The 23,523-nt window shown below is 43.7% G+C and carries 19 protein-coding genes; 8 read left to right on the top strand and 11 right to left on the bottom strand.

The features are described 5' to 3' along the window. The first annotated feature begins 14 nt into the window (after window positions 1–14). On the top strand, window positions 15–1,067 hold the full coding sequence (thiL, locus tag T426_RS0102300) for a thiamine-phosphate kinase (protein WP_027585217.1): 1,053 nt from the start codon (window positions 15–17) through the stop codon (window positions 1,065–1,067). A 68-nt stretch (window positions 1,068–1,135) separates the two neighbouring features. Here the strand turns inward: thiL and lpxA are convergent, their stop codons facing one another. From lpxA to T426_RS0102280, 4 genes are all read right to left on the bottom strand, one after another. Further along, window positions 1,136–1,918 (bottom strand): acyl-ACP--UDP-N-acetylglucosamine O-acyltransferase, encoded by a 783-nt coding sequence (gene lpxA / locus T426_RS0102295; RefSeq protein WP_025862919.1) that lies wholly within the window; start codon window positions 1,916–1,918, stop codon window positions 1,136–1,138. A gap of 48 nt (window positions 1,919–1,966) precedes the next feature. Beyond that, window positions 1,967–3,358, bottom strand: coding sequence for a bifunctional UDP-3-O-[3-hydroxymyristoyl] N-acetylglucosamine deacetylase/3-hydroxyacyl-ACP dehydratase (locus tag T426_RS0102290; RefSeq protein ID WP_025862918.1), 1,392 nt, complete (start codon window positions 3,356–3,358; stop codon window positions 1,967–1,969). Between the two features lie 130 nt (window positions 3,359–3,488). Beyond that, window positions 3,489–4,529 carry a UDP-3-O-(3-hydroxymyristoyl)glucosamine N-acyltransferase gene (gene lpxD / locus T426_RS0102285; RefSeq protein ID WP_025862917.1) on the bottom strand — a complete coding sequence of 347 codons (1,041 nt, stop codon included), beginning with the start codon at window positions 4,527–4,529 and terminating at the stop codon, window positions 3,489–3,491. Window positions 4,530–4,570: 41 nt separating this feature from the next. Further along, window positions 4,571–5,821 carry an HD domain-containing protein gene (locus tag T426_RS0102280; RefSeq protein ID WP_025862916.1) on the bottom strand — a complete coding sequence of 417 codons (1,251 nt, stop codon included), beginning with the start codon at window positions 5,819–5,821 and terminating at the stop codon, window positions 4,571–4,573. Window positions 5,822–6,034: 213 nt separating this feature from the next. Here T426_RS0102280 and rimP point away from each other — a divergent pair, with 213 nt between their 5' ends. From rimP to infB, 3 genes are all read left to right on the top strand, one after another. Next, window positions 6,035–6,499, top strand: coding sequence for a ribosome assembly cofactor RimP (rimP, locus tag T426_RS0102270; RefSeq protein ID WP_025862915.1), 465 nt, complete (start codon window positions 6,035–6,037; stop codon window positions 6,497–6,499). Window positions 6,500–6,512: 13 nt separating this feature from the next. Continuing rightward, window positions 6,513–7,751, top strand: coding sequence for a transcription termination factor NusA (nusA, locus tag T426_RS0102265; RefSeq protein WP_025862914.1), 1,239 nt, complete (start codon window positions 6,513–6,515; stop codon window positions 7,749–7,751). Between the two features lie 84 nt (window positions 7,752–7,835). Further along, window positions 7,836–10,958, top strand: a complete 3,123-nt coding sequence (infB, locus tag T426_RS0102260) for a translation initiation factor IF-2 (protein ID WP_025862913.1) — start codon at window positions 7,836–7,838, stop codon at window positions 10,956–10,958. A gap of 67 nt (window positions 10,959–11,025) precedes the next feature. Here the strand turns inward: infB and gcvH are convergent, their stop codons facing one another. Then, window positions 11,026–11,406, bottom strand: a complete 381-nt coding sequence (gene gcvH, locus T426_RS0102255) for a glycine cleavage system protein GcvH (protein WP_025862912.1) — start codon at window positions 11,404–11,406, stop codon at window positions 11,026–11,028. Between the two features lie 189 nt (window positions 11,407–11,595). On the opposite strand from gcvH, the gene tsaE reads away from it, so the two are divergent. After that, on the top strand, window positions 11,596–12,015 hold the full coding sequence (gene tsaE / locus T426_RS0102250) for a tRNA (adenosine(37)-N6)-threonylcarbamoyltransferase complex ATPase subunit type 1 TsaE (protein ID WP_036984164.1): 420 nt from the start codon (window positions 11,596–11,598) through the stop codon (window positions 12,013–12,015). Window positions 12,016–12,026: 11 nt separating this feature from the next. Next, window positions 12,027–13,244, top strand: coding sequence for an alanine dehydrogenase (locus tag T426_RS0102245; RefSeq protein WP_025862910.1), 1,218 nt, complete (start codon window positions 12,027–12,029; stop codon window positions 13,242–13,244). On the opposite strand, the gene pulA is transcribed toward T426_RS0102245, so the two are convergent. The 6 genes from pulA to T426_RS0102215 form a co-directional block, all read right to left on the bottom strand. Then, entirely contained in the window at window positions 13,241–15,187 is a 1,947-nt protein-coding gene (gene pulA / locus T426_RS0102240; protein WP_025862909.1) for a type I pullulanase, read from the bottom strand. The genes T426_RS0102245 and pulA overlap by 4 nt on opposite strands. Window positions 15,188–15,190: 3 nt before the next feature. After that, window positions 15,191–15,724, bottom strand: a complete 534-nt coding sequence (locus T426_RS0102235) for a hypothetical protein (RefSeq protein WP_025862908.1) — start codon at window positions 15,722–15,724, stop codon at window positions 15,191–15,193. A gap of 311 nt (window positions 15,725–16,035) precedes the next feature. Next, window positions 16,036–16,788, bottom strand: a complete 753-nt coding sequence (locus T426_RS0102230; RefSeq protein ID WP_025862907.1) for a LytR/AlgR family response regulator transcription factor — start codon at window positions 16,786–16,788, stop codon at window positions 16,036–16,038. A gap of 49 nt (window positions 16,789–16,837) precedes the next feature. After that, window positions 16,838–17,908, bottom strand: a complete 1,071-nt coding sequence (locus tag T426_RS24865) for a sensor histidine kinase (protein WP_051568918.1) — start codon at window positions 17,906–17,908, stop codon at window positions 16,838–16,840. A gap of 18 nt (window positions 17,909–17,926) precedes the next feature. Beyond that, on the bottom strand, window positions 17,927–18,667 hold the full coding sequence (locus T426_RS0102220; protein WP_027585214.1) for a LiaF transmembrane domain-containing protein: 741 nt from the start codon (window positions 18,665–18,667) through the stop codon (window positions 17,927–17,929). Window positions 18,668–18,768: 101 nt separating this feature from the next. Further along, window positions 18,769–21,489: a 4-alpha-glucanotransferase gene (locus tag T426_RS0102215; RefSeq protein WP_025862904.1), complete on the bottom strand. Its 2,721-nt coding sequence runs from the start codon at window positions 21,487–21,489 to the stop codon at window positions 18,769–18,771. 180 nt (window positions 21,490–21,669) lie between these two features. On the opposite strand from T426_RS0102215, the gene T426_RS0102210 reads away from it, so the two are divergent. Continuing rightward, window positions 21,670–23,034, top strand: a complete 1,365-nt coding sequence (locus T426_RS0102210) for an MATE family efflux transporter (RefSeq protein ID WP_027585213.1) — start codon at window positions 21,670–21,672, stop codon at window positions 23,032–23,034. Window positions 23,035–23,058: 24 nt separating this feature from the next. Continuing rightward, entirely contained in the window at window positions 23,059–23,514 is a 456-nt protein-coding gene (locus T426_RS24860; protein WP_025862902.1) for a DUF4395 domain-containing protein, read from the top strand. Window positions 23,515–23,523: the final 9 nt, after the last annotated feature.

Here is a 23,523-nt window from a genome sequence, read left to right as displayed (position 1 = left end):
AGGTCTTTTATTCTATGACAGAAAAAAAAGGAACAATTCACCAACTTTCCGAACTCGGAGAGTTTGGCCTGATTAACAGGCTTACATCTCATCTTACCATACACAACAAAAGTACCCTGAAAGGGGTTGGCGACGATTGTGCAGTTTTAGATTTTAATAACAAAAAAACGGTGGTGACCACCGACATGCTGACGGAAGGAGTTCATTTCAACCTGATGTATGTGCCCTTGAAACACCTGGGCTACAAAGCAGTTGTGGTAAACCTGAGCGATGTTTACGCCATGAATGCCATTCCGAAGCAAATTACTGTGAGCATGGCATTGTCTTCAAAGTTTTCAATCGAGGCAATTGATGAATTGTATGCCGGTATCCGGTTGGCCTGCGACAATTACGGAGTGGATTTGGTAGGTGGAGATACCACCTCGTCGATGACAGGATTGGTACTTTCCATTACGGCACTTGGTAAAGTTGAAGAGGAAGACGTGGTTTTTCGCAGTGGTGCTAAACCGACCGATCTGCTCTGCGTTAGTGGTGATTTGGGTGGTGCCTACATGGGACTGCAACTATTGGAAAGAGAGAATGAAGTCTTCAAGGTAAATCCGAAAATGCAGCCACAGCTGGAAGGTTACGACTATATTCTGGAAAGACAACTAAAACCGGAAGCCCGTCGCGACATGCTGAAAGTTTTTGCGGACCAGAAAATTCGTCCCACAGCGATGATTGATATTTCGGACGGATTGTCATCCGAAATCATGCATATTTGCGAAGCGTCGGGAACTGGCTGCAAATTGTTCGAAGATCGCATCCCGATGGATGACCAGACCAAGCAAATGGCAGAGGAATTAAACATTAATCCGTTGGTAGCAGCCCTGAACGGTGGTGAAGACTACGAATTGCTGTTTACCATTCCCGTTGGAGAATACGATAAAATCCGAAATCATCCGGACATTACCGTTATTGGCCACATCACGGAAAAATCGGAAGGAGCCAATCTGGTTACCGCAGGCAGTGGTCAGGAAATCCCGCTCATGGCACAGGGTTGGAATCCTCTGAAGGATCAGGAATAAAATAAAAGTCAAGTCATAAAAAAACCGCCTCATTGCTGAGGCGGTTTTCTTTTTTCAATATCATATCATCAATCGGGGAAGTATCCTTTGATAATTCCTCTTTTCGAATCTTTCACAAACAGCAGGATATCATCGCGTTCGCGGGAAGCAGGAAGCTCGGCTTCTATTACCTCCAATGCCTGCGTGTTGTTGTATCCTTTCTGATAAATCAGTCGGTAAATTTCCTGCACCTCACGGATTTTTTCGTTGGTGTATCCACGACGACGAAGTCCGATGGAGTTTACACCCACATACGAAAGTGGCTCCCGTCCGGCTTTAATGTATGGAGGAACATCCTTCCGCACCAGCGAACCACCCGAAAGCATAACGTGCTTACCAATATGACAGAACTGATGTACGGCAGTATAACCACCAAGAATGGCAAAATCGTCGACAAAAACTTCGCCAGCCAAACCAGTATAATTTACCAAAATAACGTTATCACCCACCACACAATCGTGGGCGATATGGACATAAGCCATAATTAAGCAGTTACTTCCAACCACTGTTTTACCCTTGGCAGAAGTACCTTTATTAATGGTTACATACTCACGAATGGTCGTGTTATCACCAATTTCCACAGTAGTGTATTCTCCCTGAAATTTCAGGTCCTGTGGCTCACCACCGATGACCGCTCCGGGAGATATTTTACAATTCTTACCAATCCGGGTACCCGGCAAAATGGTAACATTAGGTCCAATATGGGAACCTTCGCCAATCACCACGTCCTTATCAACAGTTGTAAAGGGCTCGATGACTACATTTTCAGCAATCTGAGCTTCGGGATGAACGTACGCTAAAGGTTGTTTCATTACTATAAAATTTGAGACAACACCGCCGGTTGTCGTTTCAGAATCATCTTAGTTTTTAACAATTTGAGCCATAAATTCGCCTTCGCAAACAATGGTGTCGCCCACAAAAGCGTAACCAATCATATTCGCAATTCCACGACGAATAGGACCGACAAGTTTCAACTTAAATATCAACGTATCACCCGGCACTACTTTTTTTCTGAATTTAATATTATCAAGCTTCAGAAAATAGGTGGAATAATCTCCATCGGAAGGCAGCGAGCTGATAACAAAAACGCCACCACACTGTGCCATGGCTTCCACCATCAGAACACCCGGCATAACCGGTTCGTCGGGGAAATGACCGCTAAAAAACGGCTCATCCATGGTTACATTCTTCACTCCGATAATGAAATCATCTCCCTTATCCATGATTTTATCGACCAACAGAAATGGAGACCGATGCGGCAACATCGTTTTGATCTTGTTAATATCATATAATGGAGTCGCGTTGGGATCGTATTCCGGGGCGGAATTCAGTGCCGTCTGGCGCTTACATTCTTTCTGAAGAATACGGGCAAACTCGGTATTGGCCATGTGCCCGGGACGGCGCGCAATGATGCGACCTTTAATCCGTTTCCCCACCAGAGCCAAATCACCAATCACGTCAAGTAATTTGTGGCGTGCACACTCATTCTCAAAATGAAGATCAACATTATTTAATACGCCAATCTTGTCTACCTGAACATGCTCGTGATGAAACAAATCAGCAATACGATCCAGCTCATTCTGCTGCATCTGCTGATCCATAATGACAATCGCATTATCGAGATCGCCACCTTTCACCAGGTTATTTTTCAACAACATTTCCAGCTCACGCACAAAAACAAACGTGCGGCAAGGGGCCACATGTTTTTCAAAGTCATTTAACGAATCGAGAGTGGCAAACTGATTTCCCAGAACAACTGAATCATAGGAAATCATCACGTCCAGTGCAAAATCATCATCCGGAAGCGCAATAAGTTCGATTCCTTGCTCTTCGTTACGGTAAACAATTTTCTCCTTGATTTCGAAGTAATCACGACGGGCTTCCTGATCAACCAGACCCGCTTCTTTCAATGCCGCCACAATCGGAGCAGAACTGCCATCGAGGATGGGAGCCTCGGGGCCATTTACCTCAATCAATACATTGTCGATATCCATTCCCATTAAGGCAGCCATGGTATGCTCAATGGTACTAATCCAAACTTCACCTTCCTGAAGAACGGTTCCACGTGAAGTACCTTTTACTTTCGATACATCGGCATGAATAACCGGTTTTCCCTCTACATCTATCCTTTGAAATTTGAAGCCATGATCTTCGGGTGCAGGTTTAAAAGTCATCGTAACTTCCACTCCGGTATGGAGCCCTTTACCTGTAACCGAAACAGGCTTCTTAATGGTCTTTTGTTTCACACTCATTTTTTCTGAGAAATTTGGTCCAATCCGGTTAGGCAATTGCCGAAATTTGGAAGATTTATCCCCTCATACTAATTTTCAGAACTCCCAAAAATAAATAAATAACCGTCTGAATCAATTACTTCAATAAAAATCACTCACCGGTTCCTTCTTGCTCTTTCAATTTCTGTCCCAATTCAATTACATCGGAACGCAATTGGGGTAGGTTTTTAAATACGGCATACGATTTCATGAAATCGCGATACCCGAAGGCTGGTGTTCCCCAAAGCGATGAGTTATCCTTAACATTATTTGAAATTCCTGATTGGGCACCAATTTTAACATTATTGCCAATTCTAATATGTCCGGCAATACCTACCTGTCCGCCAATCATGCAATTTTCGCCAATCTTAGCCGATCCCGCAACGCCTACCTGAGCCACAATAACGGTATTCTTACCAACCTCTACATTATGTGCAATCTGTACCAGGTTGTCAATTTTTACACCTTCGTTGATAACCGTTGACCCCATAGTGGCACAATCGATGGTGGTATTCGCTCCAATCTCCACGTCATCCTTGATCTCCACGTTCCCTACCTGGGCAATTTTATCGTAACTACCATCAGCCGTAGGCGCAAATCCAAACCCATCGGCACCAACAACTACACCTGCGTGCAGAATACAACCTTTACCAACCTTGCAGCCGGCATAAATCTTTACTCCTGCGTAAAGAATGGTATCATCGCCAATGGTAGCACCATCGCCAATATATACGTTCGGATAAATTTTTACATTATTACCAACAGTGGCCTTTTCACCCACATAGGCAAAAGCACCAATATAGGCCTGTTCGCCGACTGATGCCGATTCACTTATATAGGAAGGTTGTTCGATGCCCACTTTTTTAGGCTTCGACTGCTCATAATAATTCAACAATTTGGCAATGGAAGCGTATGCATCGTCTACACGAATCAACGTACAGGGGAGTTCATTTTCCGGTTTAAAATCGCGATTAACCAGCACTACCGATGCTTTGGTCGTATATATATATTTTGTGTAAGCCGGATTAGCGAGAAAAGCAAGTGTCCCGGGAACTCCCTGGTCGATTTTTGAAACATTATTCACTTTTACACTGCCATCTCCTTCTACCTCTCCGCCCAGCAAACCGGCAATGTCGTTGGCTGAAAACTCCATGCGCTGTTTTTTAAATTTCGTGCAAAAATAGTTAATTAATATTACTTCGAAATTATTTCACGCGGATAACAGACAAAATATTTGCGTACAGTTGCCGATAATCCTGACAAATTGATGTCAGAAGCATCCTTAATATCTTTGATTTTTCCGTTTTTGAATAAAACATTAATCTGCTCTACGCTTGGCTTATAGGCATTATTCGCCGCCATTCCCGAAATAACAAAGTAATCAGCCTCGGATGCAGTTACAGAAAAAGTTTCCATAACCTGACTGCGCAATTCCTCTTTCTTTTTTTCGGTAACCGGATGGCTGCTTAGCTTTATTTTAAATAGATTCCGGTTGATTATATCTCTTGAAAGTGTTGAAAGAATTACATCGGGATGGCGGGTCCATTCTTTAATAGAGCTCAGAATATCTGTATCATCCAGTTCGGCAAACAACTGAAGTGCCGATTTCACCGTTTGCGGATCTCCCGACTCAAATTGGTAACGGCTAACATCCCCGCGAAGAAATACTCCCAGTGCCGGCGGGGCAAAAACAGTGTCACCTCCCGAAGCCAACTCATGTGCCCTTCTGAGCAAACTAATCATCATATGTTCGGCGGAGAGAACCGTTTTATGCATGTACACCTGCCAATACATCAACCTACGGGCAATCAAAAACTTTTCGATGGAGTAAATTCCCTTCGATTCAACCACCAATTCATCATTCCGGATATTAAGCATTTTAATAATCCGGTCCGATGAAACAATTCCTTCTGAAACGCCTGAATAAAAGCTGTCCCGCTTTAGATAATCAAGTCGATCCATATCGAGCTGACTACTGACCAACTGGTGTAAAAACTTCTTATGGTATTCCCCGGCAAATATCTGAATAGCCAAATCAAGCCGACCATCGAATTCCCGGTTTAGTTGGTGCATGAAAAGCTTTGAAATAACTTCATGCGAAACCCCTTTCACCATACTCTCTTCCAGCGCATGAGAAAAGGGACCATGTCCGACATCATGCAGCAAAATGGCAGCCAACACGCCGGTTGTTTCTTCATCGGTAATTTGGTGACCTTTGGTTTTTAAAACATCCAACGCAGAACGCACCAGATGTGTTGCTCCTATGACGTGTTCGAAACGGGTATGATTAGCTCCGGGATAAACCAGACTGGAGAGTCCCAGCTGTTTAATACGACGAAGACGCTGTACGTATGGATGGCTTATCAAATCTAACAACAACGGCGAATCCCACTCGATAAACCCCCACACCGGATCGTTGACAATTTTTCGTTTAAGCGGCTTCAAATGACTTCCTTTTAGGATATTTTAAACTTCTGCAAAATACAAAATGTTTTCGGAAGGGGAAGGAAAAGCCGGCAACGCCCTAAAACCCAAAACCAAAATAGCGGAAACAAAAAAAGGTTTGTTTTGATATATCATACAATTATATTATTTTTGCGGCGGAGAATAATCGAAGGATTAGGGGACAGTGTGTCCCCTATTTTATTAGGGTTAAAGATGATTAATAAAGAACTAATTCAGAGCCTGATTGAGGAGAAGCTAACTGACGACATATTCATTGTCGATATACAGGTTTCACCCGGCAATGCCATATCTGTTCTATTGGATAGTGACAACGGGCTGAGCATCGATCAGTGCATTGCATTTAGTCGTCAGGTTGAGCACAATCTTGACCGGGATGCTGAAGATTTTGAATTAGAAGTATCATCACCCGGTTTAACCCACCCCTTCAAGGTGCTTCGTCAGTACCAGAAAAATATTGGACGCGAAATTGAAATAGCAACCAATGACGGTGATAAACACACCGGCATATTAAAAGAAGCCGGTGAAAACGGCATAATACTGGAAGAAAGCCGGCGTGAGCGAGTTGAAGGAAAAAAGAAGAAGGTAACTGTAACAGAGACCCTTCAGTTTTCGTTCGATAAGATAAGAACAGCAAAAAGCGTTATTTCTTTTAAATAAAAGATATAAAGAAATGGACAATCTGAACTTGATTGACACCTTCTCGGAGTTTAAGGAATTAAAAAACATCGACAGGGCCACCATGATGAGTGTGTTGGAGGATGTTTTTCGCAGTGTGCTGCAGAAACAGTTTGGCACAGATGAAAATTTCGACGTAATCATCAATCCTGATAAAGGAGACTTTGAAATCTGGCGAAACCGTGAGGTTGTGGAAGATGCGGATTTAACCGATCCCAATCTTCAGATTTCGTTATCCGAAGCGAAAAAAATTGACACGGACTATGAAGTAGGAGAAGAAGTTTCTGATGAAGTGAAGTTGATTCATTTTGGCCGACGGGCAATTCTTAACCTTCGTCAGAATCTGGCGGCGAGGATATTGGAGCTTGAGAAAGATAACATTTACACCATCTATAAATCAAAAGTAGGTGATATTGTTACCGGAGAAGTTTACCAAATTTGGAAAAGGGAAATTCTGGTACTCGACGACGAAGGCAATGAACTGTTACTTCCGAAAGCAGAACAGATTCCTTCAGACTTTTTCCGGAAGGGAGATACCATTCGTGCCGTTGTCGTAAGGGTTGAAATGAAAAATAACAATCCGCAGATTATTCTGTCACGTACATCACCGGTATTTCTCGAAAGGCTTTTCGAGCTGGAAGTTCCTGAAATATTCGATGGTTTGATTACCATCAAGAAGATTGTCAGGGTACCTGGCGAAAGGGCTAAAGTTGCTGTAGAATCGTACGACGAGCGCGTTGACCCGGTAGGTGCATGTGTTGGAATGAAAGGTTCCCGTATACACGGCATCGTTCGTGAGTTGCGCAATGAGAATATTGATGTAATTAATTATACCAATAATTTACAGCTATTCATTCAACGGGCATTGAACCCGGCAAAAATTTCCTCCATTAAAATTAATGAAGAGGGAAAACGTGCCGAGGTATATCTGAAACCCGAAGAAGTATCGCTGGCAATTGGAAAAGGCGGATTAAATATACGTCTGGCCAGTCAGTTGACCGGTTATGAAATTGATGTTTACCGCGATCAGGTGGAAGAAGATGACGAGGACGTTAACCTCGAAGAATTCTCCGATGAAATTGAAGATTGGATCCTTGACGAACTGAAAGCCATTGGTTGCGACACAGCCAGGAACGTATTGAGTCTTTCGCGTGAGGAGCTAATCAAAAGAACCGATCTCGAAGAGGAAACCATTGACGAGGTTCTCCGTATCTTCCGGACAGAATTTGAATAAATCATGTCAGCAGTAAGCAATCTGCCGTACAGAGATTCGGGGTAAACGGAACAGACAATTTGATTATTAACTCTTTGGCTAAATATGGTTGTAGGAAATAAAGGTACTAGATTAAGTAAAATTGCACGCGAATTAAACGTAGGTATTTCTACCCTGGTTGATTATTTGCAAAAGCAAGGGGTCGAGATATCATCCAATCCGAACACCAAGATTGATGACAAGACCCAGGAAATGCTGGAGAAGCAGTTCCGTAAAGATCATGAGGCACGTATCGAAGCCGACAAGGTGAACTTACGTCAAACAAGATCGAAAAAAGAATCCGTTTCACTTGATGACGTGCATCAGGAGGAAAAAAATGAAACGGAAGATGAAGATTTTCAGGATGATTCCATCCGTATTGCCGACCACAGTAGTTCAGCCCACCGCACAGAAGAGAAAAAGAAACCTTCTGAAGAAACTCCGAAACCGAAACAATCCCAAGCACCTGCACCTCCTGCGCCCGAGAAAAAAGAAGAAAAGCCAAAAGTTAAAGTTGTTGGACACGTAGATTTGGAAAATCTGGGTCCGAAAGCCCCTAAAGAAGAGGAAAAGACTTCGAAAGAAGAAATACCGGAACCTCCCAAAGCGAAAGCACCGGAGAAAAAAGAAGAGCCGGCACCTTCTCCTGAAAAGCAAAAAGAACAAGATAAGTCCAAAAAAACTCCTCAACAGGAGAAAAAAGAGCCAGGGAAACCAGAAAAACCCGAGGCCGGGACATCCCCAGAAGCTGAAAAATCAGCAAAAAAGGAATCTGCTTCACCAAAAGCAGAGGACAAAGTTAAAGTCGTTGGTAAAGTCGATCTCGATTCCATGAAGCCTGGCTCAAAACAAACAAAAGAGACTCCGAAAAAACAACAAAAACCGACCTCCGGAGAGCAGCAAGCTCAGAAGAAACCGAAGGGTAAAGTTGCTGAGGAAAAGCAATCGCAGGAAAAAAATGCTGAGAACGGAGACGAAATATTCAAACTGGAAAGGAAGAAACTTTCCGGCCCGACCGTAGTCGGCAAAATTGATCTTCCGGTAGCAGACAAACGCAAGCCGGGGAACAACAAGAATAAAAAAGAAGAAGAACGGCAGAACCGGAAGAAAAAACGTAAAAGGATTCCAAAGGATCAGAAAGAACGCGTTTCGGTAAGCAACAATAAAAAGGACAATCAGCCCAGACAGCAACATCCGCAACATCAAAAAGATGGTGCCAAACGGGGCGGGGGCGATTGGAAGAAAAAGCCGAACCGGAAAAAACCTGCACCAAAGAAAGAGGTTAGCGAAGAAGATGTTCAGAAGCAAATCAAGGAAACGCTTGCCCGCCTGACTTCAAAAGGACAGAAATCGAAAGGTTCGAAATACCGTCGTGAAAAACGCCATGCCGTCAGTGAGAAAATGGCTGAGGAAATGGCCAAAGCTGAACAGGATAAGAATGTAATTAAGGTAACGGAATTCGTTTCGGTAAACGAACTTTCCAGCATGATTGATGTGCCCGTGACCAAGATTATTGAAACCTGTATGAACCTTGGCCTGTTTGTTTCCATCAACCAACGTCTTGATGCGGAAACGATGGCGCTTGTTGCCGATGAATTCGGTTACAAAGTGGAGTTCATTTCGGTAGAGGTGCAGGAAGCGATTACGGAAGAAGAGGACACCGAGGAGGAAATGCAAGCTCGTCCACCGATTGTTACGGTAATGGGACACGTCGACCATGGTAAAACATCCCTTCTTGACCATATTCGCAAAACCAATGTAATTGCCGGTGAGGCCGGTGGTATTACACAGCACATTGGTGCATATAACGTAACTCTCGAAGATAAACGTAAAATAACCTTCCTGGATACTCCTGGTCACGAAGCCTTTACGGCGATGCGTGCCCGTGGTGCACAGATTACCGATATCGCCATCATTATCATCGCTGCTGATGACAACGTGATGCCGCAGACCATTGAAGCAATCAATCACGCCGCAGCTGCCGGTGTACCCATTGTATTTGCCATCAACAAGGTCGATAAACCAGGAGCCAACCCGGAACGTATTAAGGAAGAACTGGCCAACATGAACTACCTCATCGAAGAGTGGGGTGGTAAATATCAGTCGCAGGATATTTCTGCCAAGAACGGTAGCGGTATAGCAGAGCTGATGGAAAAAGTGTTGCTGGAAGCTGAGATGCTCGACCTGCAGGCCAATCCCGACAAACGTGCTGTTGGTTCAGTAATTGAATCATCGCTGGATAAAGGTCGGGGTTATGTAGCCACGCTATTGGTTCATGCTGGTACACTTCGGGTAGGAGACGTAATACTGGCAGGACAATATTTTGGACACGTCAAGGCAATGTTTAACGAGCGTAACCAGCGAATTGAAGAGGTCGGCCCATCAGAACCGGCATTGATTCTCGGTTTGAATGGCGCTCCGCAGGCCGGTGACAAGTTCAACATCATGGAAAGTGAAAAAGAGGCCCGTCAAATTGCCAACAAACGTGAACAGTTGCAGCGAGAGCAGGGACTTCGGACACAAAAACATATTACACTTGACGAAATTGGTCGTCGTATTGCCATCGGAAACTTCCAGGAACTCAATGTTATTGTGAAAGGTGACGTAGACGGTTCCATCGAAGCCCTCTCCGACTCGTTGATCAAATTGTCGACACAAGAAATTCAGGTGAATGTTATCCACAAAGCAGTGGGACAGATTACCGAATCGGATGTGATGCTAGCGACCGCGTCCAACGCCATTATTATTGGATTCCAGGTACGCCCGTCGCTTAATGCCCGTCGAATTGCAGAGAAAGAGGAAATCGATATTCGTCTTTACTCCATTATCTACGACGCGATTAACGAACTCAAATCGGCAATGGAAGGAATGCTTGCACCGGAAATCAAGGAAGAAATCCAGGGAACAGCAGAAATCATGGAAACCTTCAAGATTACCAAAGTGGGTACTATCGCCGGTTGTATTGTTCGCGACGGAAAGATTACCCGCAACGCGCAAGTTCGCATCATCAGAGACGGTATTGTCGTTTTCACCGGCGAACTTGGTTCACTGAAACGTTTTAAAGACGATGTGAAGGAGGTAGCCCGTGGTTACGAATGCGGACTGAACATTAATGGTTACAACGACATTAAAGTAGGTGACTTTGTAGAAGCATTCACCGAAGTGGAAGTAGCCAAGAAACTGAAATAATCAAATTTCACTATATAAAAAAAGCCGGTCAAATTTGACCGGCTTTTTTTATGTCTTTGAAGATACATTAACCTTCCACTAAATCTTTGTATTCATCTGCCGACAACAGGTCATCCAATTCAGATGAGTTACTCATGGCAATCTTAATCATCCATCCTTTTCCGTACGGATCTTTATTCACCAGTTCAGGTGCATCCTCCAGTTCAGTATTGAACGCTTCAACCGTTCCGGAAACAGGCATAAACAAATCGGAAACAGTCTTAACGGCTTCCACCGTTCCAAATACTTCCTCTTTTGCGAGCTCTTCTCCTTCGGTTTCAATTTCAAGGAAAACAATATCACCTAACTCACCCTGAGCAAAATCGGTGATACCAACGACGACTTTGTCACCTTCCACACGGACCCATTCGTGGTCTTTCGTGTATTTTAAATCAGCGGGAATATTCATAAGATAAAACGTTTTAAAAATTTTCAGATGCTTTCCCAAAAGTACAACAATTTTTCGTTTAAACCCTGTGATAAAATCAGCTCCAAAGCAGAATCCGAATGCAAAAACTAAGCGCTGAAATTTTTAACCCACTGTTTTTATTAAATCCCTAAATTGATTAAAATTGAGAAACAAAAACGGACGCGGAAAATGTTTAAGGCTGAGATACATTCTCTGGAGGAAATCAACCATATTGCACAGCGATTTATTGCTGCACATCCTGCCGACAGAGTATTTGCATTCTATGGAAAGATGGGGGCTGGTAAAACAACGTTTATCAAAGCGTTATGTGAAGAAATGCAGGTGACTGACTACGTCACATCTCCAACCTTTGCATTGATAAATGAGTATCAAACGTCGACCGACGATAAGATTTTTCACTTCGATTTTTACCGAATAAAAGCTCTGGAAGAAGCTTATGATTTTGGTTACGAAGACTACTTTTTCAGCGGAAAACACTGTTTTATCGAGTGGCCTGAAAAAATCGAAAGTATCCTGCCGGAAAATACGGTCAAAGTTTATATCACTGAAATGGATGATGGATTGAGGACGATCGAATCGAAAAACTAACCTAAAACATCATGATCCAACGGAAATCGGAAAGAATGAGTTCACTTGCCAATCCACAGTTGCTACCAAAGGAACAGCTGCTGATTCCGCAAAAAAAGAGTATGAAACTGAGTATTGGCATCCCGAATGTCGTTCCGGATGTAGAATTCCGTATTCCGTTGACACCACAAGCCGTCGAACTTTTGGTATCTAACGGCCATGATGTCTTTATCGAAAAAGGTGCGGGTGAGGGTTCCAGTTATTCCGATCATGCTTACGCTGAATCGGGTGCAGTTATCTGCGAAACCAAAGCTGAGATTTTTCAATCGGATGTGATTGTTAAGATGTCGGCTTTCACCCATGAGGAAGCAAAATTACTGAAAGGAAACCAGCTCCTCCTGTCACCGTTATACATCACTTTTCAAAGCCAAGAAACGGTTCGTAAAATGATGCAAAAAAGGGTAACAGCCATCGGTTTCGAATACATGAAAGATGAACATGGCATTTTCCCGGTTACCCGGATTTTAAGTGAGATAATGGGGAACGCAGCTATTTTTGTGGCCAGCGAATACCTAAGCACCCACCGAAACGGTAAGGGTGTCATCCTTGGCGGAATTACCGGAATATCCCCAACAGAAGTGGTCATTATCGGTTCGGGAACGGCTGCCGAATTTGCGGCCCGTAATGCGTTGGGATTGGGCGCCGTGGTAAAGGTATTCGACGACAGTATTCACAAACTAATGCGCTTTCAGGAACGCCTTGGTCAACGGGTATTCACCTCTGTTTTTCATCCCAAAGCACTAAAAAAGGCCTTGAAGTCGGCCGATGTAGCCATTGGGGCATTGTCGATGAATGAGGTGCCGAAAATTGTTGTGCCGGAAACGATGGTTGAAAACATGAAAAACGGCTCGGTCATCATCGATTTGAATATCATTCAGGGAGGCTGCTTTGAGACATCCCGGATTACCAACCTGAAAAAACCGGTATTCACCAAACATGGCGTTATTCATTACTGCGTACCAAATATTTCTTCAAGGATGGCTAGGACAACGTCTATTTCCCTCAGCAATATCATCGCTCCCATCCTGGTCAACATGGGACGTTCGGGTAGTTTGAAACAATACATTCGGATCAACCAGGGATTCTGCGAAGGAATTTACGTGTTCAACGGCATTCTAACCAATCACGATCTGGGCAATATTCTCGATATTCCTGTTAAAGATATTAATCTGTTGCTGGCGGCATTTTAATCTTCGACAACCAAAATCATCATCGAAGTTGGATGAATACGTACTTTTCCGGTAGTCCTCCGCCCCATTCCGTTAGGATTAATCTCACCATCCTCAGCAACGACCAGCCAATTGGCTTCAGGAACGTCTAGTTCAACCGAATAGTTATTACCATTGAACAGCATCTGTATGTTTTTCCAGGAATCGCCGTTGGCATACTCACCCAGCTCATACTGAATAATGCCGGGAATATATTTCGCGGCAAACCGCATTTTTTCATTAATCATTTTTGCAGAACTCATCCTGAATGCTGGGTGCTGTCGGCGTAGTTCAATACATTTTTGGGTAAAGACAAACAAGTCGTGAAATTCACTCTTCCGACTCCAGTCAATCTGGTTCAGCAAATCGGGCGAGCGGTACGAATCGTGATGACCGCCTTTTGTCCGCATCATTTCAGAACCGGCATGCAGAAAGGGAACTCCCTGTGAGGTAATGACAATACCCAACGCCAGTCGGACCATTCGCTCAATTTGGACCTTGGAAGCCTCGGGACAAGAATATTGCAACTTATCGAACAGCGTATAATTGTCGTGGCACGACACATAGTTGATGCACTGCGCGGCTTCATTGGCCCAGGGCTCTTTAGAAGATTCTACAAATTCGTACGCTATCTGCTCGTGCTTCACTGCGCCAACCATTGAAAACTTCAACCGCTCTTCCTGAAGCGTATGACCACTGATAAATCCGGTACTAAATTTGTCAAAGGCGCTTCCTTTGAGTCCGTCGCGCATATCGTCGCTAAAACTGGCAATCCGGTCAAGTTTCAGGGTATGTCTTTTAAGAGCCCGTTTCTTTTTCTCTAAAGGGCTTTTACCAGCAGCCCAGCCTTCGCCGTAAAGGAAGATATTTGGATGAATCGTATCCAGGCTTTTCCGAATAGCATTCATCGTATCGATATCCAGCACTCCCATTAGGTCAAAGCGGAAACCGTCGATATGATATTCGGAGGCCCAATACATCAGCGAGTCAATGATATACTTCCTCACCATTGCCCGCTCCGAAGCGAGCTCATTTCCACAGCCACTAGCGTCAGAGAAACTTCCGTCATCCTTTTGCCTGTAAAAATAACCGGGAACCGTTTGATTAAAATATGATTCATTGATCAGGCCGGTATGGTTATAAACAACATCCAGAATTACGCCAATTCCCTGGTCATGGAGAGCTTTCACCAATTGCTTCAGTTCCCTAATTCGAACTCTGCCATCGTTCGGATTAGAGGAGTACCAACCTTCCGGAGTATTGTAATTCAACGGATCGTATCCCCAGTTGTACTGAGGTGTCTCCTTATTTTCGTCAACGGTATAAAAATCGGCAACAGGCAACAGATGCACGTGGGTCACCCCAAACTCATCAAGATGGGCAATTCCGGTTTTAACTCCTTTGGGTGACCTGGTATCCGTCTCAGTAAATCCCAGGTATTTTCCTTTGTGTTCAATACCCGAATCGGGAGACATGGAAAAATCTCGGATATGCGTTTCATAAATTATCATATCCGTAGGAGAAGCAGGCAGAACATGTTCATCCGCAGACCAACCGTCCGGCTGCGTATCCGCAGGATTAAATATCATTCCACGATGACCATTAATTCCAGTGGTACGTGCGTAGATATCGGGACCTTCGAGAAGCCATCCTTTATTATCACGCACCTGAACAGTATAATACCAACCATTCCAGTCGCCTGCCAATTCCAGCAACCAGAGGCCGTTTTCACTTCCTTCCAAATCGTGCTCAGACTCAACATCTCCTCCAACCCCTTCCCGGTACAACCGAAAAAAAATGCGAGTAGCCGAAGGAGCCCAAATCTTCACCATGGTCTTTTCCTCAGACCAGAAAACCCCTAAATCATTACCTTCGTAAGCAGGGTATTTATCAAATTCAACAGGATTAAATTTCCAGCTTCTCACAGTTTATATCCATTTTAAACGTACAAACCGGCTTCTCAGCCGTTCACTTCCTCGCACCTCCTCTACTTCCATCCTCACTCTTGTTGCAGTTCTCAATATGGGCTCCTGCCTGTAAAAGGGCTCGAGGTGAATGGTAAGTTCATGTGATTGGTTGGGATCAAGCAGTAGCGGATAAATTTCCGATTCATTTACCTTCCGTATCCGGAATTTCCTTGAACTCCGCCATCGCTTAAACACAATCACCGGCGCCTTGATATCTTTTGTATGGCCGGAATGATTTGTCATTTTGAGATACAAAACAATGGGTTTAAATTCCGGTTCACCATTCAGCGAAATCGACAACTCTGTATTCCCAAAACTTTGCTCTCTATATGTTTTTACCTGGAACAACTTCCTCCATGAAATTTTCTTCCACAAGAGGTACACGACGAGTGGAGCGAGTATAGCAACCAACGTCCAGAGGATCTTATATCCTTCGGGCCCGACATCATGTAATTCCGATAAATTATCCACCGTAAGTGTAACACATGCAATCATCCTCTGGTGCAGGATTTAACCACACAAAAAAACGGAATTCCATGGATATTCCATCATAAAACTGAGCTGATTGCCAAAATATTTTCGAAAACAAACTAATAGAAGGCAAACACCTGTTTAAATCATGTTAATATCTCGTTGATAACCCAAGCAGCGCAGTTCAAATACAAGTTGAAAACAAGTTAGCACACCTTGACAATCGGTGTAAAAAATATGAAGAACATGTAATTTAACGTGAATAACCGGGTAGCCCCTGGTTAAAGAATGGTTGATAAGAATAGGTGTTATTCACAGTTTATCAACAGAAATTATTAAAAACTCAGACGCTCCCGCAGGTTGCGGTAGCCCGATTTACTAACCTTCAGTTTTTCACCACCATTAAGACGCAAAATCCACGACTCTTTTTCGTACTGTTGAATTTCACTGATTTGCGATATGTTCACCAGGTAGGAACGATGAATTCGGATAAATTGCTGCGGATCGAGATGATTTTCAAAATATTTCATCGTCTTCTGCTTCAGGGCATGTTCATTCTTCCAGTATATCATCACATAGTCATCCTGCGACTCAATGTACCGGATATCACTGGCCGGTATAATATGGATCTTACTTCCGGACTTCACCACAATCCGCTCAACGTGCACCACCTGTTCATCGTGATCACTGACTAACTTTTCAACAGGCAATTCGTTGGTATGCTTTTTCTCGATTCGTTCGATGGCTTTATCAACAGCCTGCGAAAGTCTTTCAATTGGATATGGCTTTAGCAGGTAATCAACAGCATTCATCTCAAATGCCCGAATCGCAAATTGATCAAATGCTGTAGAAAAAATTATCTCCGGAGGATCTGTCAGCAGCTCCAACATCTCGAAACCATTTACCTTAGGCATTTGTATATCCAGGAATACAAGGTCAGGGCGTAGATCCTGAACCGTCTTAACACCTTCAAGTCCGTTAGAACATTCTCCAATCACTTCAATACGCTGGTCTTCTTTGAGGTATTCAATTAATAATTCACGAGCCAGATCTTCATCATCAACAACAAGGACGCGATATTTTTTCATGACAAAAAGGTTTTCAATTGATTCAATGCTCAGATAAAAGGACCACTCTTTAGACACTTTGGGACTTATCAGAATCACCCTGAGGAATTTTCATATGAACGTGAAATGTATTCATCCGCTTTTCGACATCCAGTAATCCACTACGTCCATACATTACCCTAATTCGACTCCCAATATTCCTGAGTCCAACACCTTCACCCTTTGTCGGGACGGTATCCGGATCGAAATCATTTTCAATATCCAAAACGAGAAATTCAGCGACCACCACCGCCTTCAATCGAATCTCAACAGGTTCAATCGCTTCATAAACCCCGTATTTAATGGCATTTTCAAAAATCGGTTGCAAAATAAGATTAGGAACCAAACATTCACCGGCCTCTTCTTCAATATCGAAATGATAAATCAACTTTTGGCCAAAACGGACTTTCTCAATTTTTAGGTAAAGCTCGATATTGTGCAATTCCTGGTTTAAAGAGACTTTTTCTTCGTTACGACTTTTAAGTGAGTATCGCATAAATTCGGAGAGACAAACGACCATTTCGCGGGCTCGCTCAGGTCTTGTCATCGTCAAGGAAGCGATGGAGTTCAAACTGTTGAATAAGAAATGTGGATTGATTTGGGACTTCAGAGCTTTCAGCTCTGATTCCTTCACCATCGATTCAAGCTGTGCAGTGCGTTCTACTTTTTCCCTGAAATTCCGATAGTAAACAATCAGGTAATAAAACAGGACCAACAAGACATAAAGTAGCAGACAGGTCCAGGCACGGCCGGGATAACTATTCTCATAAAACCCGTAATAAGTGGGCGACTGGACAAACAAATGAACGATTACTCCTCCAACAAATAGCCACAGGGAAATAAATATCAGGGCAGCTGCGATATGATTCCCCAAAAACTGCAACCGGCTCATTTCATCCGGATCGGTATATACAACCATATACCATACACCTAATCCCATGCCTCCGAAAAGCACAATATTGACAAAACTGTCGACAAAGGCAAACCACCAGGGCACCGGATTATTCAAGGCCAATACCAGAAAGATACCGAGCCCGATTACAATCAGGACCGATAGATATATGACAAGAAAACGCCTGTTAGCAATAAACGGGTGAGTCATGGGTTAGTGGTTAGATGGTTAAGGTAAATTGGCCACTTCTCCTCCGCCGAAAATAGCAAATCCCTTTATGACAACTACTTTATTAGTATCAACTTCACTCAATGAGATAGAGCGCTTGTCAGAAAATCCGCCAAGAATAGCTACGACCTCCACTTTCACGTTCCAATCGGATGGCACAATGAACTTGGAACCACCAAACATCGTAAACATATCGATGGTGCAGTTTTCTGCCGGGTTTGCCTTCAACAGATTAAATGTGCAACCACCAAAAATAGTCGTCACTTTTCCGCCTTTAAAATTATCGGTTACCAGTGATGTTTCACGACCACCAAGCACAGCGACTTCGTCAAAATAGTCAGTTGAATTTATCCCTTTTTTAAAATTCGAACCGTGCCGTGTCCGGTCCATCAAAAATACCAGGCCGACAATGACCAGCACAGCCGGCCAGAAATTATAAACAATATTATCGGGGACACCTGAAATGCGAGGCAAGAGGAAAAAACCTCCGATAGCGATTAAAATAAGACCAGGAGTAACAGCTCGTTTGGCCAGATTAAACAGGCCTATTACGATAAGCAGCATCTGCCAGCTGATAACAATTCGGGATACCGAGTAAGGTATCATTCCTGAATTATCGGCAATAAGAACAACTCCTACCAGGACGAGTATCAATCCGAGAAGTGGACGATTCCCTTTGTGAGAACGATAAGGTTTATCAAAATCATCTTTGGGGAAACGCTGATTATGATTTGACATCATGATATTAATTTTTATTATTTACCTCAAAAATAGCCCGAAAGAGCAGAACCCAAAATGCTAAATCGGTAAATCCCGTTTAATTATCGGTAAACAGCGAAAAATTAATAATCACTATTCCTTCCTGATCGCTCAATCATCCTGAGCACTGTGTGATTAAAGCCATCGGAGTGCAATAGATCCTCCATTTTCAGATGCATCCTATATCGCCAGTAATAATAGGTTATTCCCGGAATATTAATTCGTTCATTCCATATTTTCTCCCACCTCAATTCACCATCCATGGCCAGCAAATCCTGTAATGGGAATATGGCCCACATAGCCGGCGACCACAAGTGCTGACTGATAATATCGCGTGCAATCCATGGTTCCATAAAACGAGGTACCTCACCGGCGTGTCCTAACAGGGTATGAAAAAATCGCTTGCTACGATCATAGTCTTCTTCCCACCAGCCGCGGATAGTTGTCATATCATGGCTGGAAGTAGTGCAAACTGATAAGTAAGGCGCATCGGACGGGTGACCAAACTCCACCTCGGTATCGTGGGGTCGGCGCTGTACCTCAAGGGTCAGAATACCCAGCTCTTTGAGTATCCGCTGAACACAATCGGGATTCATCCCAAAATCATCACCGAAGGCCATCATGTCGGAAGTACGCAATAATGCCGGAAGTTTTATCATGGCATTGTCGCGCCACAAATCTTCGTGCCGCTTATAAAAGTAATCGACATAAAGCTGTTCAAAATTGTGGCGTGTCTCTTCATCAAGGTTAATAAACGAGTACGTATCCTGAAGGCGAATCCTCGGATGGAATTTATATCTATCGTACGGATCGCGTAAAAATAGAACCTCGCTCACAAGAGAATTCAGGCCCTCCATAATCCGGTTTTCTTTATCCGGAAGGCTGCCATCTTTCTTGAACTGCTCAAAATGAACTGTAATCTTTCGTTGCGTATCCACTCCCGGTTTCAGGTTATACTTACCGGAACCGTACTCTTCCAGGTACCTATTCTTCACCTCATCGGTATAATCGCCAAACAAATCCCACAGAAAATATTCACGGATAAAAGGCCGTGTCATCCTCTCTTCCACGAAATTAATTCCGGCATCGATGATTTCATCACGCGTAAGCGGAAGCGAAGGAACAAAACAGCCCATCTCTGCATTCATTTGCGACGACGGAATCGCCCAGGTGCGGAAAAAGCCAACAACGTGAGCCAACCGGTAAGCATCAAACCATGATCCCAGTTTTAGTAACCGTTTACGCCACCAGTCGTAACCGTCGTATGCCATTCGCTCCCAGTTATAATTAGGATATCCCCAGTTTTGGCCCATATCATCGTCTTCATCCGGTGGTGAGCCTATCTGTTCTTCCAGATTAAACAACTCCGGATGCGTCCACGTCTCTACACTATCGGGGCTAACACCTATCGGGATATCGATTTTCAACACAACTCCGTTTTTCCGGGCATAGTTCGAAGCATCGCGGAGTTGCCGGTCGAGATGGTACTGTATGAAATAATGAACGGCAATATCGGGATACTGTTTTTGTGAGGGATCGCAAAGTTTCTGTATCTCTTCCGGACGATAGATGGCATGTTTTTTCCACATCCGGTGAGCAGCCGTTTTGTTCTGATCGCGCAAAAAACAGAATGCGGCATACGGCACCAACCACTCTTTGTTTTCTTCGAAGAAAAGACGAAAATCCCGGCTGTTAAGAAATGCTTCCATCTCCTGGTCAAAAAGCAGCTTAAAATATCGCGACTTTACCCGATGAACTTCTTCGTAAGGAACCGACTCCATCTGGTTCAACTCGTAGAGCTGAGCCCGGAAATCCTGCATGGTCTTCTCATCCTTCAAGTTACCCATTAATTCGATGTTGGCATAAACCGGGTGCAGAGCCATAGCCGAAATAACCTTATATGGATAGGAGTCGAGCCAGCTTTGCGTAGCGACCGTTTCGTTTACCGGAAGAAGCTGGATCAACTTCAAACCGGTTTTCCTCGCCCAATCGACTACCATTCTCAAATCAGGAAATTCGCCTATACCACCACTCTTTTCTGTCCGTATGGAAAAAACCGGCAACGAAATACCAGCTCCCCGCCAAACGCCAATCGGGAAACGGAACTTCTCATCGGTATGTACTTTCAGGCTATTATCCTCCTGGCAGACGAAATCCCGAATTATCCGGTTATTACCATCTTCCCACGAAATCACCTTTCGCTCGCGCTCGTCATAAACTACATACTTAAATTCCACAGGAAATTTTAATTCAGAAGCGTCGATGTCAACCGACCAAAGCGGAAAACGAGAGTCATCCATCACCAGCGCATCCCGCTCTTTCCATGCGCCCAACCCGGGACGATTACCCAGCAAGGCAATCGAATATCGATGATTTACACGGGGAACATGCACCTGAACCCGCAAAACGCGACCAGAATGTAGCTGATTCTGACGCTTATCAGATGGCTTCCGAAGCATCAGCACACGGGTAAATGCCGAATGAAAGAGGGTATTTTCCACATCTTGCGATGTTCTCCAAAAATCGCGAATGCGAATTTCATCAAACTGACCGCCTGAAAGATCGACATGCCGGTTACCGCCCCATTCCCACAGAACGCCGCCTTCATCGTCTTTCATAAGATATTTGTAATCCCACGATTTAACATGCTCGACATCGATAACCAATTCCCATTCGCCGGGAAAGTTATTCTCCATCTCAAGAGCGCGATCGGGATTCCATTCACCAAATTCAGGCCGGGAGCCCAAAACACATAGCCGTTGTCCCCAAACCGTTTGATAATCTATCTTAAACGAAACTTTCATAAGTTATCCTCCGAAAAATGTAGGTGAACAAAGCGTTGAGGGGTGTTACTTACAATTTACAACTTAAAAACTTGTCATAAAATGAAACTCTACAAAAAATAAATTGTTGGAGAGTCAGTATTAGCAAGTACTTTGTCAATCTTTGCATCAGAAAATTATAAAACAGAAGAATAACCTTACATGAACAGCCAATCTAATTTTACCACTGCACCACTACCGGGATTGATAAAAAAATTGGCGGTACCGGCCAGTGTCGGTTTTATTTTCAACACGCTGTTTAATGTAGCCGATACCTGGTATGGCGGACTTCTATCGACCAAAGTACTGGCAGCTCTGTCGCTTTCGTTTCCGGTTTTCTTTATCATTCTGGCCCTTGGTACCGGCCTGGGAACCGGAACAACCGCTCTCATATCTCATGCCCTGGGAGCAGGTAAATTAAAGGAGGCCCGGTTATACGGTATTCAAGCCATCTCTTTTGCTGTCGCGAACTCGATACTACTTACCATTATCGGTTTTTTTATCGCTCCGGTTCTTTTTCGCATCATGGGTGCCGAAGGAGAATATCTCGACACTGCCCTGGTTTATATGCGTTTGATATTGCTCGGAACCGTTTTCTTCCTGATGAATAATATCTTCAACGCTTTCCTGACATCGAGAGGAGATACCCGAACCTACCGCAATTTCCTGATAGCCGGATTTTTTCTGAATCTCGGATTCGATCCATGGTTCATGTTTGGGGGATTGGGAATGCCTGCTTTGGGCATAGGCGGTATTGCCTTATCCACCGTTATGATTCAGGCTATTGGCATGTTTTATCTCCTGTATGTCGTTCGGCGCCGAGGTATCCTGCTACATTTGAATTACCGCGAACTTTTCCCGCGGAAGTCGTTTTTTGCCAATCTATTCAAACAAGGATTTCCGGCCAGCTTAAACATGATGATGATCGCTTTGGGGATTTTCATCATTACCGCTTTCGCCGGAAGATTTGGAGCGAAAACCGTAGCAGCATTCGGAATCGCCATCCGGATAGAACAGATGGCCCTTCTTCCAACCATCGGACTGAATATTGCCACATTGACACTGACAGGTCAGAATATGGGTGCTTTTCTGCTACACCGAGTTAATCAAACCTGGAAATTGAGCCAGACTTACGGCATTGCCATCATTTTGGTTGGTTCAGCCCTTGTTTACTTTTTTGCTGCGCAGTTGATCGGTTTTTTCACTGACGATACCGAGGTTATACGAACTGGTGTTGAATACCTCCACGTGGGGGCATTTTATTTTCTCTCATACATTTTATTAAATATATCGGTGTCCACTTTACAAGGAATGAAAAAACCGATGTATGCCATATGGATAGGCCTCTACCGGCGATTAATTGTTCCGCTGCCGCTATTCTATTTTCTTGCCGTAACGTTAAATTGGGGCACAAAAGGAATCTGGTGGAGCCTTTTTATCGTAAACTGGAGCGCAGCCATTTATACTTTTTTCTATACCCGAAAAAAAATTCGTAAGGTTGCACAATCTTATACGTCTAAAGCTTAGTTTAACCCTTATACTTGAACACATATGAGCTCACTTATTTGCCCTGTTTCTAATGAAAAAGTCGACGAGAAAGTCGTACGAGCTACCGCTTTGCTCAGTTTTATTATAGCCATTCTGTTCACTCTTAAACCCAACCTGTATGCGGCGGGGTTTCTGGCTATTGATTTTTATTCGCGCGCTTTTGGAATGAAGAATACCAGCATCCTGGCCTGCTCCGGTGCAGGACTCACACAGTTCGTCCCGTTCCAATCGAAGGAGATTAATAAGGGACCGAAAATCTTTGCTGCCCGGGTCGGATTTCTGTTTTCAATTGTATCCTTTATTCTTCTGCTCGCCCATTATGTTCTGGCCTCACAAATTGTAATGGGAATTCTTACACTGTTTGCCTTCCTGGAATGGAGTGTCGGTTTTTGCATGGGTTGTTACGTATACACCTATGCCGTTCTTCCTTTCTACAAGAAAAACAGGGGAAAAATATAATATAACAAC

The organism is Prolixibacter bellariivorans ATCC BAA-1284 (genome assembly GCF_000621705.1).
Taxonomy (GTDB): Bacteria; Bacteroidota; Bacteroidia; order Bacteroidales; family Prolixibacteraceae; genus Prolixibacter; species Prolixibacter bellariivorans.
Note: the sequence above shows the minus strand (reverse complement) of the source record. Positions and strands in the feature narration are given on the sequence as shown.